Origin of the sequence: Pseudomonas sp. 313, from assembly GCF_000316965.1 — a bacterium.
Lineage (GTDB): Bacteria > Pseudomonadota > Gammaproteobacteria > Pseudomonadales > Pseudomonadaceae > Chryseomonas > Chryseomonas benzopyrenica.
Genome location: NZ_ANBZ01000079.1, coordinates 201887 through 219347, shown reverse-complemented (window position 1 = coordinate 219347; position 17461 = coordinate 201887). Strand labels below are relative to the sequence as shown.

Annotated in this window: 15 protein-coding genes, 1 tRNA gene and 1 pseudogene; 5 read left to right on the top strand and 12 right to left on the bottom strand. The window is 63.9% G+C overall.

What is annotated here, in order from left to right; all coding sequences use genetic code 11:
* Positions 1–205 precede the first annotated feature (205 nt).
* The 8 genes and pseudogenes from ihfB to uvrB all read right to left on the bottom strand — a co-directional run bounded on the left by ihfB (position 206) and on the right by uvrB (position 9153).
* The gene (ihfB, locus tag C722_RS0119145; protein ID WP_007160396.1) at positions 206–493 is read right to left on the bottom strand and encodes an integration host factor subunit beta; all 288 of its coding nucleotides are present in this window, start codon (positions 491–493) and stop codon (positions 206–208) included.
* A gap of 188 nt (positions 494–681) precedes the next feature.
* On the bottom strand, positions 682–2361 hold the full coding sequence (gene rpsA, locus C722_RS0119140; protein ID WP_017642059.1) for a 30S ribosomal protein S1: 1680 nt from the start codon (positions 2359–2361) through the stop codon (positions 682–684).
* A 140-nt stretch (positions 2362–2501) separates the two neighbouring features.
* Positions 2502–3188 carry a (d)CMP kinase gene (gene cmk, locus C722_RS0119135; protein WP_007160398.1) on the bottom strand — a complete coding sequence of 229 codons (687 nt, stop codon included), beginning with the start codon at positions 3186–3188 and terminating at the stop codon, positions 2502–2504.
* A gap of 20 nt (positions 3189–3208) precedes the next feature.
* A pseudogene (locus C722_RS0119130) lies at positions 3209–4132 on the bottom strand (prephenate dehydrogenase/arogenate dehydrogenase family protein); the annotation flags it as partial.
* On the bottom strand, positions 4125–5237 hold the full coding sequence (gene hisC / locus C722_RS0119125) for a histidinol-phosphate transaminase (protein ID WP_017642057.1): 1113 nt from the start codon (positions 5235–5237) through the stop codon (positions 4125–4127). The pseudogene C722_RS0119130 and the gene hisC, both read right to left, overlap by 8 nt.
* Before the next feature lie 160 nt (positions 5238–5397).
* Entirely contained in the window at positions 5398–5526 is a 129-nt protein-coding gene (locus tag C722_RS26780) for a hypothetical protein (protein ID WP_017642056.1), read from the bottom strand.
* Between the two features lie 57 nt (positions 5527–5583).
* On the bottom strand, positions 5584–7065 hold the full coding sequence (gltX, locus tag C722_RS0119115; protein ID WP_017642055.1) for a glutamate--tRNA ligase: 1482 nt from the start codon (positions 7063–7065) through the stop codon (positions 5584–5586).
* Positions 7066–7143: 78 nt separating this feature from the next.
* On the bottom strand, positions 7144–9153 hold the full coding sequence (gene uvrB, locus C722_RS0119110) for an excinuclease ABC subunit UvrB (RefSeq protein ID WP_017642054.1): 2010 nt from the start codon (positions 9151–9153) through the stop codon (positions 7144–7146).
* A gap of 247 nt (positions 9154–9400) precedes the next feature.
* Here uvrB and C722_RS0119105 point away from each other — a divergent pair, with 247 nt between their 5' ends.
* Positions 9401–10603: an amino acid aminotransferase gene (locus tag C722_RS0119105; RefSeq protein ID WP_017642053.1), complete on the top strand. Its 1203-nt coding sequence runs from the start codon at positions 9401–9403 to the stop codon at positions 10601–10603.
* An 82-nt stretch (positions 10604–10685) separates the two neighbouring features.
* A tRNA-Asn gene (locus tag C722_RS0119100) sits at positions 10686–10761 on the top strand.
* Positions 10762–10843: 82 nt separating this feature from the next.
* Here C722_RS0119100 and C722_RS0119095 read toward each other — a convergent pair.
* On the bottom strand, positions 10844–11218 hold the full coding sequence (locus tag C722_RS0119095; RefSeq protein WP_017642052.1) for a response regulator: 375 nt from the start codon (positions 11216–11218) through the stop codon (positions 10844–10846).
* A gap of 262 nt (positions 11219–11480) precedes the next feature.
* Here C722_RS0119095 and C722_RS0119090 point away from each other — a divergent pair, with 262 nt between their 5' ends.
* The 3 genes from C722_RS0119090 (at position 11481) to C722_RS0119080 (ending at position 13529) form a co-directional block, all read left to right on the top strand.
* The gene (locus tag C722_RS0119090; protein ID WP_017642051.1) at positions 11481–12494 is read left to right on the top strand and encodes a sensor histidine kinase; all 1014 of its coding nucleotides are present in this window, start codon (positions 11481–11483) and stop codon (positions 12492–12494) included.
* Between the two features lie 78 nt (positions 12495–12572).
* Positions 12573–12911 (top strand): zinc ribbon domain-containing protein YjdM, encoded by a 339-nt coding sequence (locus C722_RS0119085; RefSeq protein WP_026083960.1) that lies wholly within the window; start codon positions 12573–12575, stop codon positions 12909–12911.
* Between the two features lie 75 nt (positions 12912–12986).
* Positions 12987–13529, top strand: a complete 543-nt coding sequence (locus tag C722_RS0119080) for an invasion associated locus B family protein (protein WP_017642049.1) — start codon at positions 12987–12989, stop codon at positions 13527–13529.
* A 3-nt stretch (positions 13530–13532) separates the two neighbouring features.
* On the opposite strand, the gene C722_RS0119075 is transcribed toward C722_RS0119080, so the two are convergent.
* From C722_RS0119075 to C722_RS0119065, 3 genes are all read right to left on the bottom strand, one after another.
* A complete protein-coding gene (locus C722_RS0119075) occupies positions 13533–14270 on the bottom strand; it encodes a hypothetical protein (protein WP_051226183.1) in 738 nt (245 codons plus the stop codon).
* Positions 14271–14482: 212 nt separating this feature from the next.
* Positions 14483–15976, bottom strand: coding sequence for a CoA-acylating methylmalonate-semialdehyde dehydrogenase (locus C722_RS0119070; protein WP_017642047.1), 1494 nt, complete (start codon positions 15974–15976; stop codon positions 14483–14485).
* Positions 15977–16033: 57 nt separating this feature from the next.
* Complete coding sequence (locus C722_RS0119065; protein WP_017642046.1) at positions 16034–17380, bottom strand: aspartate aminotransferase family protein; 1347 nt, start codon at positions 17378–17380, stop codon at positions 16034–16036.
* Positions 17381–17461 lie beyond the last annotated feature (81 nt).

The window sequence follows — 17461 nt, the reverse complement described above, 5'->3', positions numbered from 1 at the left end:
AGACCTTATGTGAAGGAAGTCTCATACAAAAATCGGAACCCGTCTACAAAAATATCAAAACGTCTTGACTTTTTTTGTAAACGTCAAAATACCGATAAAGACCTTATCGATAACGCTTTTTTGACAGCTTTGAGGAAAGCAAAAAAGACAGGAAAATCAAAACTTTGGCGAGAGACGAAGAAAAGGCGGGAAACCAGCGACGGCTTTATGGCTCCAGCTCGTTGACCCTGTCCCTCAACTCCTTACCCGGCTTGAAGTGCGGAACGAACTTGCCGTCCAGCAAGACCGACTCGCCAGTCTTGGGATTGCGCCCGGTACGCGGAGCCCGATAGTGCAGAGAGAAGCTGCCGAAACCTCGGATCTCGATACGGTCCCCGGTGGAAAGCGCCTGGGCCATCTGCTCCAGCATGGTCTTGATCGCCAGCTCGACGTCCCTGGACGACAGCTGCCCCTGATAGGAAACGATGCGCTCGATCAACTCCGACTTGGTCATGGATTTTTCCTTCGTTATCAAGCGGCTAGATCACCTTCAAGGACTTTTAGCACGCTGGCCGATTTTTGAAAAGTCAAGCTGGCGGCTTTGGCCTCCACAACTTTTTACGGGTCGTGACCACCCTGCCCGCTTTCTTCCAGACAAAAAAAAAGCGACCCCGAAGGGCCGCCTTTTATTCAAGCTCGAACTTAGTTCTGGCTTTCCATCTGCGCCTTGATCAGGTCGCCGATGGTGGTGGGGCCAGCAGCAGGCTCTTGCTTGCTACGCAGGGAGCTCATGGCTTCCTTCTCGTCGTCGACGTCCTTGGACTTGACGGAGAGGCTGATCACGCGGCTCTTGCGATCGATGCTGATGATCTTGGCTTCGACTTCGTCGCCTTCCTTCAGCACGTTACGGGCGTCTTCAACGCGATCACGGCTGATTTCGGACGCCTTCAAGACGCCTTCGATCTCGCTGCCCAGGGTGATGACAGCGCCCTTGGCATCGACTTCCTTGACGGTACCGCGCACGATGGTGCCTTTCTCGTTCAGGGAGGCGTAGTTGGAGAACGGATCGTCTTCCAGCTGCTTGATGCCCAGGGAGATGCGCTCGCGCTCCGGATCAACGGACAGGATCACAGTGTCCAGCTCGTCACCCTTCTTGAAGCGACGCACGGCTTCTTCGCCGGTTTCGTTCCAGGAGATGTCGGACAGGTGTACCAGGCCATCGATGCCGCCTTCCAGACCAATGAAGATACCGAAATCGGTGATCGACTTGATGGTGCCGGAGATGCGGTCGCCCTTGTTGAACTGACCCGAGAACTCTTCCCACGGGTTAGCGCGGCACTGCTTGATGCCCAGGGAGATACGACGACGCTCTTCGTCGATATCCAGAACCATGACTTCCACTTCGTCGCCGACCTGAACGACCTTGGACGGGTGGATGTTCTTGTTGGTCCAATCCATTTCGGAAACGTGCACCAGGCCTTCCACGCCCTCTTCCAGCTCGGCGAAGCAGCCGTAGTCGGTGAGGTTGGTGACGCGCGCCTGAACGCGGGTGCCTTCCGGGTAACGGGCCTTGATGGCGACCCACGGATCTTCGCCCAGCTGCTTCAGACCCAGGGAGACGCGGTTGCGCTCGCGGTCGAACTTCAGCACCTTGACGTCGATCTCGTCGCCGACATTGACGATTTCCGACGGATGCTTGATACGCTTCCAGGCCATGTCGGTGATGTGCAGCAGGCCGTCTACGCCGCCCAGGTCGACGAACGCACCGTAGTCGGTGAGGTTCTTGACGATACCCTTGACTTGCTGGCCTTCCTGCAGGGATTCCAGCAGAGCTTCACGCTCGGCGCTGTTCTCGGCTTCCAGGACGCTACGACGGGAAACGACAACGTTGTTGCGCTTCTGGTCCAGCTTGATGACCTTGAACTCGAGTTCCTTGCCTTCCAGGTGAGTGGTGTCACGCACCGGACGGACATCGACCAGGGAGCCCGGCAGGAACGCGCGGATGCCGCTGACGTCGACGGTGAAACCGCCCTTGACCTTGCCGTTGATGACACCCTTGACCACTTCGTCGGCGCTGAACGCGGCTTCCAGGACCAGCCAGGACTCGGCGCGCTTGGCCTTTTCGCGAGACACTTTGGTTTCGCCGAAACCGTCTTCGACGGCATCCAGGGCTACGTGGACTTCGTCACCCACGTTGATGGTCAGCTCGCCTTGTTCGTTGTAGAACTGCTCGAGCGGAACCAGGCCTTCGGATTTCAGGCCGGTATCGACCACAACCCAGTCGCCATCGATCGACACCACGGTGCCGACGATGATGGCGCCCGGCTGCATGTCGAGGGATTTCAGACTTTCTTCAAAGAGTTCTGCGAAGCTTTCGCTCATGTTTATACCTGTTGTATGGATACCCGATGTATCCGGCTACCGCATGACCAGCCCATGCGGGGTGAGTGGTTACCATCCGGCTGCCGGGATGCGACTGGTTCCCGGCAGCTTTCACCGACGACTCGGATGAGTCTCGGCCTTCATCCCGCCAGGTCGCGTTCGGCGGCCAGGGTCAGGATGCGTTCCAATACCTGTTGTATGGAGAGATGCGTGGAATCCAGCTCGACGGCATCGTCGGCCGGCTTGAGCGGAGCAACGCTACGCTGACTATCGCGGGCGTCCCGCTCACGGATCTCTTCCAGGAGGGCAGGCAAGCTAACATTTTCGCCCTTCTGCTTCAACTGAAGATAACGCCTCTGTGCCCGTTCCTCGGCACCGGCGGTCAGAAAGATCTTCAGCTCGGCGTCCGGGAACACCACGGTGCCCATGTCGCGACCGTCGGCGACCAGACCGGGCGCTTCGCGGAACGCCTGCTGGCGCTGCAGCAGGGCATCGCGCACGGCCGGCAGGGTGGCGACCTGGGAGGCACCGGCGCCGACTTCCTCGGTCCGGATGACATCGGTGACGTCCTCGCCTTCGAGAATGATGCGCTGGCCGTGTTCATGGCCGGCGAGGAACTGGACGTCCAGATGGGCCGCCAGCAGCTTGAGCGACTCCTCGTTGGTGTAGTCCACGCCATGGTTGCGCGCAGCGAAGGCCAGCAGGCGATAGAGCGCGCCGGAATCCAGCAGATTCCAGCCGAGCTGCCGGGCGACCAGCGCCGCGAGGGTGCCTTTCCCCGAACCGCCGGGACCATCGAGGGTGATGACGGGTGCGGTACTGCTCATGAGTGCCCCTCCGTAAGAGAATGATGGGCGGCGACCTGGGCGCCAGCCTGGGTACGACTGGCGAGGATGCGCCCGAAGTATTCGCGCGCGCCGCGCGCATGGGTCAGCACCTCCATGAGGAACTGACCATCGCCGGCCTGGATGGCGCCGCGCAGTTCGTCGAGATCGGTGCGATAGGTGTCCAGCGCCTGCAGCACGGCTTCGCGGTTGGCGATGAAGATGTCGTGCCACATGGTCGGATCGCTGCCGGCGATGCGGGTGAAATCGCGAAAGCCACCAGCGGCGTAGTGGAAGATTTCGCGGTTCTCGCTGCGCTTGGCCAGGGAGTCCACCAGATTGAAGGCAAGTAGATGGGGCAGATGGCTGGTGGCGGCGAGAACCTGGTCGTGGTGCTCGACGGTCATGTGCTCGACATCGGCCCCTATGGCGCGCCAGAGCCGATCGACCTTGTCCAGATCGGTCGGCAGGGTTTCTTCCAGGGGCGTCAGGATGACCTTGTGGCGATTGAACAGCGCCGCATTGGCCGCCGTGACGCCACTGCGCTCGGAGCCGGCGATGGGATGACCCGGCACGAAGCGCAGCGACTGGCCGGCGAAGGCCCGCCGCGCAGCGCGTACCACATTGCCCTTGGCGCTGCCGACGTCGGTGAGGATGGCGCCCTGCAGTGGCAGGGCCGCAAGATCGGCCAGCACCCGCTCCATGGCGAGAATCGGTACGGCGAGCTGGATGACGTCGGCACCCGGGCAGGCCTCGGCCAGCTCGGCGACGCAGCGGTCGACGACGCCCAGTTCGACCGCCAGCCGGCGAGTCTCCGGATCCCGGTCGACCCCGACCACCTCACGGCAGAGGCCGCTGGCGCGGGCGCCCTTGGCGAAGGAGCCGCCGATCAGGCCCAGGCCGACAACGACGAGACGTTCGATCAGGGGGGTGGCCACTTCAGCCACGACCCAGGACCTTGCTCAGCGCCGCCAGGAAACGAGCATTTTCCGCTTCGGTGCCGATGGAGACGCGCAGGAAGGTAGGCATGCCATAGCCGGCGACGGGCCGCACGATGACGCCCTCCTGCAGCAGCCCCTGGTTGATCGGCGCGGCCTCGCGCCCCAGGTCCACGGCAATGAAATTGCCACGGGAGGGGATCCACTTGAGGTCGAGATCGCGGAAACCGGCTTCCAGCTGGGCCATGCCGGCATCGTTGAGGGCGCGGCTGCGGGCCAGGTAATCGCTATCGGCCAAAGCCGCACAGGCCGCCGCCTGGGCCAGGCTGTTGACGTTGAACGGCTGGCGCACCCGGTTGAGGACATCGGCCACGGTCGGCGAGGAGAAGGCATAGCCGACGCGCAGGGCAGCCAGGCCATAGGCCTTGGAAAAGGTCCGCGAGACGATGAGGTTGGGATACTGGGCCAGGAACGCCAGGCCGTCCGGCAGTTCATCACCTTCGGCGTATTCGATGTAGGCCTCGTCCAGTACCACCAGGACGTGCTCGGGTACGCGGGCGAGGAAGCGCGCCAGGGCCTCGCTGTCGAACCAGGTGCCGGTGGGATTGTTGGGGTTGGCGACGAAGACCACCCGGGTGTCGGCATCGACGGCGGCGAGCATGGCCTCGAGGTCATGCCCGTAGTCCTTGGCCAGGACGCTACGGCCTTCCGCACCGATGGCCAGGGTCACCAGGGGATAGACGGCGAAGGCATGCTCGCTGAACACGGCGTTGTAGCCGGGTGCCAGGTAGGCGCGGGCGACCAGTTCGAGGATGTCGTTGGAGCCGTTGCCCAGGGTGATGCCAGTGGCGGCCACGCCGAAACGCTCGCTCAGGGCCTGCTTGAGGTCGAAGGCGTTGCCATCGGGATAGCGGGTCAGCTCGGCCAGTTCGGCGCGGATGGCGTCGAGGGCCTTGGCGCTGGGCCCGAGGGGGTTCTCGTTGCTGGCGAGCTTGACGATGCTGGCCGGCGCCATACCCAGCTCGCGGGCCAGTTCATCGACGGGCTTGCCGGGCACGTAGGGCGAAAGTTTCTGTACGCCGGGAAGGGCTTGTGCCAGGAAATCGCAGCTCATGGAGACCTCTTCAACTTGCGATGACGACGGTCGGGCCGCCGAAAATGGGCGCCATCTTAAAGCCAAGGCGGGTCGCGGACCAATCGAAGTTGCGCCTGCGCGACGGAAAGCCCCTCGCTGATGGCGCTGTAACGACCCGGTCACGGGTTGATCGTCAGGGTCAGATCGAGGATCGCGCGCCGGTCGGCAATCCGGCCTGGCGATGGAGATTGACCGCCAGGGCGATCATCCGCGTCGCGTTGAGCAAGGCCAGCACGTGTTCCGGCACAGTGTGCCGCTGGGAGGTCATGGGTCCGTCCTGGCGCAAGCGAGAGGCCGACCCCAGGGCGGGTCGGCCGGAAGCCGGTTAGCCGAGTTCGGCCAGCAGCTTCTCCCACTCCTTGGTTTCCTTCTTGGAAGGCGCACCCAGCAACTCGACCGCCTGGCGCAGGCGGAAGCGGGTGAGGTCCGGCCCGAGGATTTCCATGGCATCCAGCACCGAGACCGAACTGGCCTGGCCGGTGATGGCGGCGAACAGCAGCGGCATGACGTCGCGCAGCTTGAGCTGCTGGTGCTCGGCGACGGCCTGGATCACCGCGGTGATGCGCTCCTTGTCCCACTGGCGCAGGGCTTCGAGCTTCCACAGCAGCAGCTGCATGACCAGGCGGACCTGGTCGGCGGACAGCTTCTTGTGCTGGAACAGCGCCGGATCCAGATTCAGGGCGCCACTGAAGAAGAAGCCGGCCAGTGGGGCGATCTGGCTGAAGGTCTCGACGCGCTGCTGCACCAGGGGGGCGATCTTGAGCAGGTACTCGGGATTGAGCGCCCATTGCTGCACCTCGGCGGCGAAGCGCTCGGGGCTCAGCTCGCGCAGCCACTGGCCGTTGAGCCAAGAGAGCTTCTCGACGTCGAAGATCGGACCGCCCAGGGACACGCGCTGGAGGTCGAAATGCTCGACCATCTCGTCTAGGGTGAACTTCTCGCGCTCGTCGGGCATGGACCAGCCCATGCGGCCGAGGTAGTTGAGCATGGCCTCGGGCAGGTAGCCCATGCGCTGGTAGAAGGTCACCGAGGTGGGATTCTTGCGCTTGGAAAGCTTGCTCTTGTCCGGATTGCGCAGCAGCGGCATGTAGCAGAGTTGGGGCTGTTCCCAGCCGAAGTACTCGTAGAGCTTGATCAGCTTGGGCGCCGAGGGCAGCCACTCCTCGCCACGCAGGACGTGGGTGATGCCCATCAGGTGGTCGTCGACCACGTTGGCCAGGAAATAGGTGGGCAGGCCGTCGGCCTTCATCAGCACCTGCATGTCCATGCGATCCCAGGGGATCTCGACATCACCACGCAGCAGGTCGGGAACGACGCAGACGCCCTCCTCCGGCACCTTCATGCGGATCACATAGGGCTGGCCGGCGTCCAGGCGCTGTTGCACCTCGTCCTGGCTCAGGCGCAGGCCGCGACCGTCGTAGCGCGGGGTCTCGCCGCGCGCCTGCTGCTCGGCACGCATCTGGTCGAGTTCTTCGGGCGTGGCGAAGCAGTAGAAGGCATGGCCCTTCTCCACCAGCTCACGAGCGTACTTCCAGTAGATCTCACCGCGTTCGCTCTGCCGATAGGGGCCATGGGGGCCACCGACGTCCGGGCCCTCGTCCCACTCGATGCCCAGCCAGCGCAGAGCATCGTAGATCTGTTGTTCGGATTCGCGGGTCGAACGGACCTGGTCGGTATCCTCGATGCGCAGAATGAACTGCCCCCCGTGCTGACGGGCGAAGCAGAGGTTGAACAGGGCGATATAGGCGGTACCGACATGCGGGTCGCCGGTGGGCGACGGCGCGATGCGCGTGCGAACGGTGGTCATCGGCTTTCTCGAAAAACGCGAAGGGGCAAAGGCGGAATGGTAGCAGCGCCGGGGTCGGCGCTGCCAGTTGGAGCAGGCTTACACCTGGACCAGGCGCTCGCGCAGCGCCTGGATCTCGTCACGCAGCTGGGCAGCGGACTCGAACTGCAGGTCGCGCGCCAGTTGCAGCATCTTTTCTTCGAGCTGACGGATGCGCTTGCCGATCTCGCTCGGCGAGCGCAGTTCGGCGGCGTACTCACCCTGCTCCTCGGCGGCCTTGGCCACGCGACGCTTGCCCTTGGCACCCGGGGCCGCGGCGCCTTCCATGATGTCGCGAATGTCCTTCTTGATACCCTGGGGCACGATGCCGTGCTCTTCGTTGAAGGCCAGCTGCTTGTTGCGCCGGCGTTCGGTCTCGTCGATGGCCCGCTGCATGGAGCCGGTCATGTTGTCGGCATAGAGGATGGCCTTGCCGTTGAGGTTGCGCGCCGCCCGGCCGATGGTCTGGATCAGCGAGCGCTCGGAACGCAGAAAGCCTTCCTTGTCGGCGTCGAGCACCGCCACCAGGGAGACCTCGGGCATGTCCAGGCCCTCGCGCAAGAGGTTGATGCCCACCAGCACGTCGAAGGTGCCCAGGCGCAGGTCGCGGATGATCTCCACCCGCTCCACGGTGTCGATGTCCGAGTGCAGGTAGCGCACCCGCACGTCGTGATCGGCCAGGTAGTCGGTGAGGTCCTCGGCCATGCGCTTGGTCAGGGTGGTACAGAGCACCCGCTCCTCCTGGGCCACGCGCAGGCGGATCTCGGAGAGCAGATCGTCCACCTGGGTGGTGGCCGGACGGATCTCGATGATGGGGTCGACCAGGCCGGTGGGGCGCACCACCTGCTCGACCACGCGGCCGGCGTGTTCTTCCTCATAGGGACCGGGGGTCGCCGAGACGAAGATGGTCTGGGGCGCGCCGGCTTCCCATTCCTCGAACTTGAGCGGCCGGTTGTCCAGCGCCGAGGGCAGGCGGAAGCCGTATTCCACCAGGGTTTCCTTGCGCGAGCGGTCGCCCTTGAACATGGCGCCGATCTGCGGAACGGTGACGTGGGATTCGTCGATTACCAGCAGGGCATTGCTCGGCAGATAGTCATAGAGGGTGGGGGGCGGCTCGCCCGGACCACGCCCGGACAGGTAGCGGCTGTAGTTCTCGATGCCGTTGCAATAGCCCAGTTCGAGGATCATCTCCAGGTCGAAGCGAGTGCGCTGCTCCAGCCGCTGGGCTTCGAGCAGACGATTCTGGCTGCGCAGCCATTCGAGGCGGTCGGCGAGCTCCAGCTTGATGTTCTCGATGGCGCCCAGCAGGGTCTCGCGCGGCGTGGCGTAGTGGGTCTTGGGATAGAAGGTGAAGCGCGGCAGTTTGCGGATCACCTCGCCGGTCAGCGGATCGAAGGCCGACAGACTCTCCACCTCGTCGTCGAACAGCTCGATACGCACCGCTTCCAGATCGGATTCCGCGGGGAAGATGTCGATGACGTCGCCGCGTACCCGGAAGGTGGCGCGGGCGAATTCCATGTCGTTGCGGCTGTACTGCAACTCGGCCAGCCGGCGCAGGATGGTGCGCTGGTCGATGCGGTCGCCGCGATCCAGGTGCAAGACCATCTTCAGGTAGGCCTCGGGACTGCCCAGGCCGTAGATGGAGGATACCGAGGCGACGATGATGGCGTCCTTGCGCTCCAGCAAGGCCTTGGTGGCGGACAGGCGCATCTGCTCGATGTGATCGTTGATGGACGAGTCCTTCTCGATGAAGGTGTCCGACGAGGGCACATAGGCTTCCGGCTGGTAGTAGTCGTAGTAGGAGACGAAGTACTCCACCGAGTTGTTCGGGAAGAAGGCCTTGAATTCGCCATAGAGCTGGGCGGCCAGGGTCTTGTTCGGCGCCAGCACCATGGTCGGGCGCTGCACCTGGGCGATGACGTTGGCGATGCTGAAGGTCTTGCCCGAGCCGGTCACGCCGAGCAGGGTCTGATGCGACAGGCCCGCCTCCAGGCCTTCCACCATCTGGCGAATGGCTTCGGGCTGGTCGCCGGCCGGGGTGTAGCGGGTGGAGAGCTGGAATGCGGACATGGCTGCCTCAGTAGCGCGGAAATGCACGGACACCACCGCGCTGACGCAAGGCCAGGGCGGTGTGGGCGAGGAAAAAGCTGGAAGCCCCTAGATGAGGTCGCATGCGCCCCTTTGCAATCCGCCCGCAGCGCCGCACGTCAGGAAATCTCCTACCGAGGTCGGGTCGCGATGGTGCCTGCAGGGGGCTATACTCCTGGTTCCTAAGCGTTCCGCCCTTCCCTTCACCCCTCATTCGAGCCCCTGCCCCATGAGTTTGTTCTCCGCCGTCGAAATGGCACCCCGCGACCCCATCCTTGGCCTGAACGAGGCCTATAACGCCGACGCCCGTCCGCACAAGGTCAATCTGGGCGTGGGGGTCTACTACGACGAGCAGGGCCGCATTCCGCTGCTGCGCGCCGTGGCCGAGGCCGAGCGCCAGCGCGTGGCCGCTCAGGCGCCGCGTGGCTACCTGCCCATCGAGGGCATCGCCGCCTACGACCAGGCCGTGCAGCACCTGCTGTTCGGCGCCGAGTCGAGCCTGGTGCGCGAAGGTCGCGCCATCACCGTCCAGGCCGTCGGCGGCACCGGCGCCTTGAAGATCGGTGCCGACTTCCTCAAGCGGCTGCTGCCGGATGCCGTGGTCGCCATCAGTGACCCGAGCTGGGAAAACCACCGCGCGCTGTTCGAGGGCGCCGGTTTTCCCGTGCAGAACTATCGCTACTACGACGCCGCCAGCAATGGCCTGAACCGCGCCGGTTTCCTGGCCGACCTCCAGGCATTGCCGGAGCGCTCAGTGGTAGTGCTGCACGCCTGCTGCCACAACCCCACCGGCGTGGATCTGCAACCGGCCGATTGGCAAGCGGTGCTGGACGTGGTCAAGGCGCGTAACCTGGTGCCCTTCCTCGACATCGCCTACCAGGGCTTTGGCGACGGCATCGAGGAAGACGCCCAGGCCGTACGCCTGTTCGCCGATTCCGGTCTGACCTTCCTGGTCTCCAGCTCCTTCTCCAAGTCCTTCTCCCTGTACGGCGAGCGGGTCGGCGCCTTGACCCTGGTCAGCGAAAGCCGCGAGGAAAGCGCCCGGGTGCTGTCCCAGATCAAACGGGTCATTCGCACCAACTACTCCAACCCGCCGACCCATGGCGCCACCATCGTCGCCAGCGTGCTGAGCAATCCCGAGCTGCGCGCCCTGTGGGAAGCCGAGCTGGGGGAAATGCGCCAGCGCATTCGCACCATGCGCAACGCCCTGGTGGAAGGCTTGGCCGCGGCTGGCGCTACCCGCGACTTCGCCTTCGTCAACGCCCAGCGCGGCATGTTCTCCTACTCCGGCCTCACCGCCGAGCAGGTCGAGCGGCTGAAGAGCGAATTCGGCATCTATGCGGTCAGTACCGGACGCATCTGTGTGGCCGCGTTGAACGAGCGCAATCTGCCGCCCACCATCCAGGCCATCGCCGCGGTATTGCAGGGCTGACGACGAGCGTTCGGCGGCCCGTTTTTCTGGTGCCACCGAGGCTTGACTTCCCGTTATCTATCAGTAAGATACGCCCCGTTGTTCCGCGATAGCTCAGTCGGTAGAGCAAATGACTGTTAATCATTGGGTCCCTGGTTCGAGTCCAGGTCGCGGAGCCAAAATCTGAAAAAGCCCGTAGCGGGCGACCGCTACGGGCTTTTTCATGGGCGCGATTTGGTCAGCGCCACAGCTGTCGAGTACTTAGACAGGATTCATTTGAGCACCGGGCGCTGGGCAACTGCGGTGCAACGCCTCCAGATCCCAGGGTTTGGGCAGAAAGGTCGCCCGCGCCGCGCGAGCAGGGTTGTCGTCGCAATAGCCCGAGGTGATGACGATGGGCAGGTGGGCCTGACGGCCACGCGCCTGGAGTGCCAGATCCACACCACTCAGAAGACCCGGCATCCGCACATCGGTAAAGAGCAGATCCAGCTTGGGCTGCGCTTCCTGCAAGAAGGCGCAGGCGGCATCCGCGCTGCCAAAGGCATACACCTGGTAACCCCAGCCTTCGAAGAGTTCCTGCAACAGCTCGCGCAGAACAGGCTCATCCTCGGCGACTAGCACACGCTGGCGATTCATGAGCGGATCCTGTGATTGAAAGATTTCAATCGTTTGACCATAGCAATCCACTAGCGTCTTGAGCTGTACGACCAAGGGCACTGTTGTACAAGAAACATACCTGACCGATTAGCGAGCGGGGGAAACGGCCGAGGCGGTCCAACTCTTGTACAAGCTGCCGCCGTCGGACCGGGCAAAGCCACCTTTGGTGCGCTCATCCCCCTAAGCGAGACCGCTATACGTTAAGCTTGCGCCGCCGTTGTCTACCCCACAGGTTAGAGCCTTGGATCCGTCGTCTCGTTGTCATTGGATCAGCGATCTCAGCAGCAGGATCCGCGCTCGCCCGGTACTGGCCTACGGCCTCGCGCTGCTGGCGTTCGCCCTGGCCCTGGCGGCACGCTTCGCCCTGGTGGACGTCCTGCTGCAGGGCTTTCCCTACCTCACCTTCTTTCCCGCCGTCATCCTGACCACCTTCTTTTGCGGCAGCCGCGCCGGCACCCTGTGCGCCGTGCTGTCCGGGTTGGCCGCCTGGTACTTCTTCATTCCTCCGGGCTGGACCTTCGATGTCGGCGCCCAGGGCTTTCTGGCCCTGGCCTTCTACGTGGTCATCGTCGGTGTGGACATCGCCCTGATCCACTACATGCATAGAGCAAGCGCCCGGCTGCGCGCCGAACAGAAGGTGATCCACGACCTTTACAACGTCCAGACGACGATGTTCCAGGAGTTGCAGCACCGGGTCGCCAACAACATCCAGTTCATCGCCTCGTTGCTCATGCTGCAGCAACTCAAGTTGCCCGGAGACAGCCAGGCGTCCCAGGCCCTGGAAGAGGCGCGCTCGCGACTGGAGAGCATCTCGCGCATTCATCGGCGCCTGCACGACCCCGCCGATGCCGACCAGCCAGTGGCTCACCACCTGCAGCTGCTGACCAATGACCTGCTGGCCGCCGCGGGACAGGCCAATGTCTCCTGCGCCATCACTGCCGAGCCGCTGAATTTCGACCTTCCCCGCCTGACCACCCTGTCGATGCTGGTGGCCGAGGTGGTGACCAACTCCCTCAAGCACGCCTTCGACGCCAGCCAGCGTGGGCTGATCAGCATCAGCCTGCAACGCGACGACGATCAGCGACTGCTGTTGCGCATCGCCGACAATGGTCGGGGCATGCCGCAGCAGTTCAATCCGCGCACCAGCCAGCGCCTGGGCTTCAAGATCATCAACAGCCTGGCCGAACAGCTCGGCGGCGAAGCCCGCTATCGCAACGACAATGGCACCGTGGTCGAGGTGCAGCTGGCCGCCTAGTGCAACGGCCTCACAGACACCCGGGCGCGGCTAAAACCCTATACAATGCGCGGCTTTTCCAGCCAGGTGTCCTTCGACATGACCGCTCTGCCGCCCTGCCCCCTCTGTGCTTCCGAATACACCTACGCCGACGGCGCTCAGCTGATCTGTCCGGAGTGCGCCCACGAATGGACGCCCGGTGACACCGGCGCCACGGACGAGGCCAAGGTGATCCGCGATGCGGTCGGCAATACCCTGCAGGACGGCGACACCGTCAGCGTGATCAAGGATCTCAAGGTCAAGGGCTCGTCCCTGGTGGTCAAGGTCGGCACCAAGGTCAAGAACATCCGCCTGGTCGATGGCGATCACGACATCGACTGCAAGATCGAGGGCATAGGTGCGATGAAGCTCAAATCCGAGTTCGTCAAAAAGGTCTGATCGTCGTGCCGGGGTGTTCCCTGGCGGAGCGATGGCCTACCCTTGAGGCTCTTTTCCTCCTGCCAAGGACTCTCCATGTCTTATCGCTTTCTCCGCCCGGCCCTGTTCCTCGCGCCCCTGCTGCTCGCCGGCCAGGCCTTCGCCCAGTCGGCGCCTGCCAACGCCCAGGAACCCCAGCCGTCGGTCACGGAGAAGTATGGCGACTGGCAGGTGATCTGCCGCATCGCCCGTAATGCGGACCGTTCCGTACAGCTGTGCGCCATCACCCAGCAGAAGGACAGCGCCAAGGGCCAGCGCATGCTGGTCACCGAGCTGCGCCCCAATCGCGAAGGCGTGGACGGCATCCTGGTGCTGCCCTTCGGCGTGGCGGTGACCAAGCCGATCTCGCTGCAGATCGACAAGCGCAGCCTGGAGAATCGGCCCTTCCATACCTGCATCCCCCAGGGCTGCGTGGTGCCGGTGGAATTCGTCGGTGACGTCTTCAAGCAGCTGCAGCGCGGTGGGCGCCTGACCGTGACCACCCCGGTCGCCAACGGCGAGACCGCCAGCGAAAGCCTGTCGCTCAAGGGCTTCTCCAAGGCCTATGACCGCGCCAAGGAACTGACCAAGCCGCTGTGATCGCTACTGCACCGGCAGGAAGTTGATGAACAGCAGGCTCTGGGCGTAGTTGACGCCGATGCGCCGATAGCGCTCGTCCAGCAACTGGGCGAGCAGGTCCAGGCGAGCGACGATCTTGCCGAACTCGGTGGCGAAGCTGAGGTTGCTGCCCTCCTCCGAGATCTCGTTGGCGAACAGCAGCGGTTCGCCCTCGGCGTTCTTGCGCTGGCCGAGCAGCCAGGTGGCCTTCTCGATGTTGCGGGCCGCGTTGTTGACGAAGCGCGCATTCACCACATCGGTGATGTAGAACTCGGTGCGATTGCCGTGGGCGGCGATGATCATGCTGCCGATGGCATAGATGAAAGCACCGACGCGGTCACCCTGGTAATCGTCACCCAGCACGTAGCTCAGGGCCGCCACGTCCTTGCGTCCGCCCAGTGCCGGCAGGCTGCGCTGCTGCTCGATGGCCATGCGGATCTCGCGCTCGGCGCTGGCGGCATCGGGCAGCCCAGTCTTCTTCCATTCGGCCGGATTGCGCAGGTAGAGCTTGTTCATCAGCCGGTAGAGACTCTGCAGATTGGCCTGCATGGCGAGGGTAGCCATGCGGTCGGAGCTGGTCTGCAGGAATTCGCTGGGGCGGGTCTTGCCGAATTGCCGGGCAATGTCCTGAGCGGACTGGCTGCTACAGCCGGTCAGACTCGCGAGCAGGAGGCCAATCACACACCCGAGACGGGCGACGGCTGTGAAGGTAGGGGCAGGCATGGAAGCTTCGGCAATGGAGGGCAGCCGAAGGGTAAAGCCTTCCCTGGCCGGCCCGCTGTGCGGCAGGCCAAGGAATGAGCCTTTCCGAGCTTATTTAAAGGCTCGCGAGCTAGAGACAAACAAGGCGAAAATGCCTGAGGAAGCGGACCGGGCTGGCGACCCAGGGCATTTTCAACGCCGTTTGGCCGACGCGCAGCAGCCTTTAAACAGGCTCAACCGTTGCTGGGGAAGGCGAACTGCGAAGCCTCCTGGGTCTCACGTTGCGGCCAACGCTGGGTGATGGTCTTGCGACGGGTGTAGAAGCGCACACCGTCGGGGCCATAGGCGTGGAGGTCGCCGAACAGCGATCTCTTCCAGCCGCCGAAGCTGTGGTAGGCCACCGGCACTGGCAACGGCACGTTGATGCCAACCATGCCCACTTCGATCTGATCGGCGAACAGCCGCGCCGCTTCGCCGTCGCGGGTGAAGATGCAGGTGCCATTGCCGTATTCGTGGGCATTGATCAGGGCGATGCCCTCTTCCAGGCTCTTGACCCGCACCACGCAGAGCACCGGTCCGAAGATCTCTTCCTTGTAGATGCGCATCTCCGGGGTGACCTGATCGAACAGGCAGCCACCGAGGAAGAAGCCTTCTTCGTGATCGGCGACCTTGAGGCTGCGGCCGTCCACCACCAGCTTGGCGCCAGCGGCGACGCCATCGACGACGTAGCCGGTGACCTTGTCCAAATGCGCGCCGGTCACCAGTGGGCCCATGTCCAGGCCGCACTGGGTGCCGGGGCCAACCTTGAGCTTCTCGATCTCTGGCACCAGTCGGGCGATCAGGGCATCGGCGACCTGGTCACCGACGCAGACCGCCACCGAGATGGCCATGCAGCGTTCGCCGCAGGAGCCATAGGCGGCGCCCATCAGAGCATTGACGGTATTGCCGAGGTCGGCATCGGGCATGACCACCGCGTGGTTCTTGGCGCCGCCCAGGGCCTGGACGCGCTTGCCCTTGGCGGTGCCGCGGGCATAGATGTATTCGGCGATGGGGGTGGAGCCGACGAAGCTCAGCGCCTTGACCTCGGGGGCGTCGATCAGGCCGTCCACGGCTTCCTTGTCACCGTGCACCACGTTGAGCACGCCCTTGGGCAGGCCGGCTTCCTCGAACAGCTGGGCGATGGCCAGGGTGGAACTGGGGTCGCGCTCGCTGGGCTTGAGGATGAAGGTGTTGCCGCAGGCGATGGCCAGCGGATACATCCACAGCGGCACCATGGCCGGGAAGTTGAAGGGGGTGATGCCGGCTACCACGCCCAGGGGCTGGAAGTCGGACCAGGTGTCGATGCTCGGACCGGCGTTGCGGTTGTATTCGCCCTTGAGCAGCTCGGGTGCGGCAGTGGCGTATTCGACGTTCTCGATGCCACGGCGCAATTCGCCGGCGGCATCTTCCAGGGTCTTGCCGTGCTCTTCGCTGATCAGCTGCACCAGGCGGTCTTCGTTGCTTTCCAGCAGCTGCTTGAAGCGGAACAGCACCTGGGCGCGCTTGGCCGGTGGGGTGTTGCGCCAGGCGGGAAAGGCGGCCTGGGCGGCGTCGACGGCCTGCTGCAGAGTGGCCGCATCGGCCAAGGGCACTTCGCGGATCACTGCACCCGTGGAGGGGTTGTAGACGGGTGCGCGACGGCTGCCACCGTCGACCAGCTGGCCGCCGATGAGATGCTTGAGGCTCATGAAAGGACTCCTTGTACGAGGGATGGGCGCTCCCGCTGAGGAGCGCCGGAAAGAGGGTCAGTCGAGGCGATTGAGGACATCACCGACCGCGGCGAAGACACGATCCAGGTCTTCGATCCTGGCGTTGAAGGTAGGCCCGAATTGCAGGGTGTCGCCACCGAAACGCACATAGAAGCCGGCCTTCCACAGGGCGATACCGGCCTCGAACGGGCGGATTACCGCATCGCCATCGCGCGGGGCGAGCTGCAGGGCACCGGCTAGGCCGCAATTGCGAATGTCCACCACGTGCTTGGCCCCCTTGAGGCCATGCAGCGAGGCCTCGAACTTGGGTGCCAACTCGGCGGCCTGTTGTACGAGGTTCTCCCGCTCCATGAGCTCCAGCGCCGCCAGACCCGCGGCACAGGCCACCGGATGAGCCGAATAGGTGTAGCCGTGGGGAAACTCGACCATGTGCTCAGGGGTGGCCTGGTTCATGAAAGTGTCGTAGATGGCGCTGCTGGCGATCACCGCGCCCAGGGGCACGGCGCCGTTGGTGACTTGCTTGGCGACGTTCATCAGGTCTGGCGTCACGCCGAAGTATTCGGCGCCGGTGTGACGTCCCATGCGGCCAAAGGCAGTGATGACCTCGTCGAAGATCAGCAGGATGTCGTGCTGGGTGCAGATCTCGCGCAGGCGTTGCAGATAGCCCACCGGCGGCACGATCACCCCGGCCGAGCCGGACATGGGCTCGACGATGACGGCCGCGATATTGGAGGCATCGTGCAGCTCGATGAGCTTGAGCAGCTCGTTGGCCAGCTCGACGCCGCCGGTCTCGGCCATGCCCTTGGTGAAGGCCATGCCCGGTTGCAGGGTATGGGGCAGATGGTCGACGTCCATGAAGGAGCCGTACAGCTTCCGGTTGCCGCCGATGCCGCCCAGGCTGGTGCCGGCAATGTTGACGCCGTGGTAGCCGCGGGCCCGGCCGATCAGCTTGGTCTTGGCCGGTTGCCCCTTGATGCGCCAGTAGGCCCGCGCCAGCTTGACCGAGGTGTCGGCGCTCTCGGAACCCGAGCCGGTGAAGAAGACATGATCCAGACCGGCCGGGGTCAGTTCGGCCATCTTTTCGGCCAGCTGGAAGGACAGCGGATGGCCGTACTGGAAGCCTGGCGAATAGTCGAGGGTACCCAGCTGACGTGCCACGGCCTCCTGGATCTCCTTGCGCGAGTGACCGGCGCCGCAGGTCCAGAGTCCGGAGAGGCTGTCGTAGATGCGCCGACCCTGGTCGTCCGTCAGCCAGCTGCCCTCGGCGGCCACCACGATGCGCGGATCCTTCTGGAAGGCGCGATTGGCGGTGAAGGGCATCCAGTGGGCGCGCAGATTGAGCTGCGCGGCGACGGGTGGGGAAACGGTCAGCGGCTGGTTCATGACAGGGCCTCGGGGCGGTGACGTTGAGCCTGCAGAGTACGTTCAGCTTTGCGTGAGTTAAATGGTTTTTTTCTCACACTT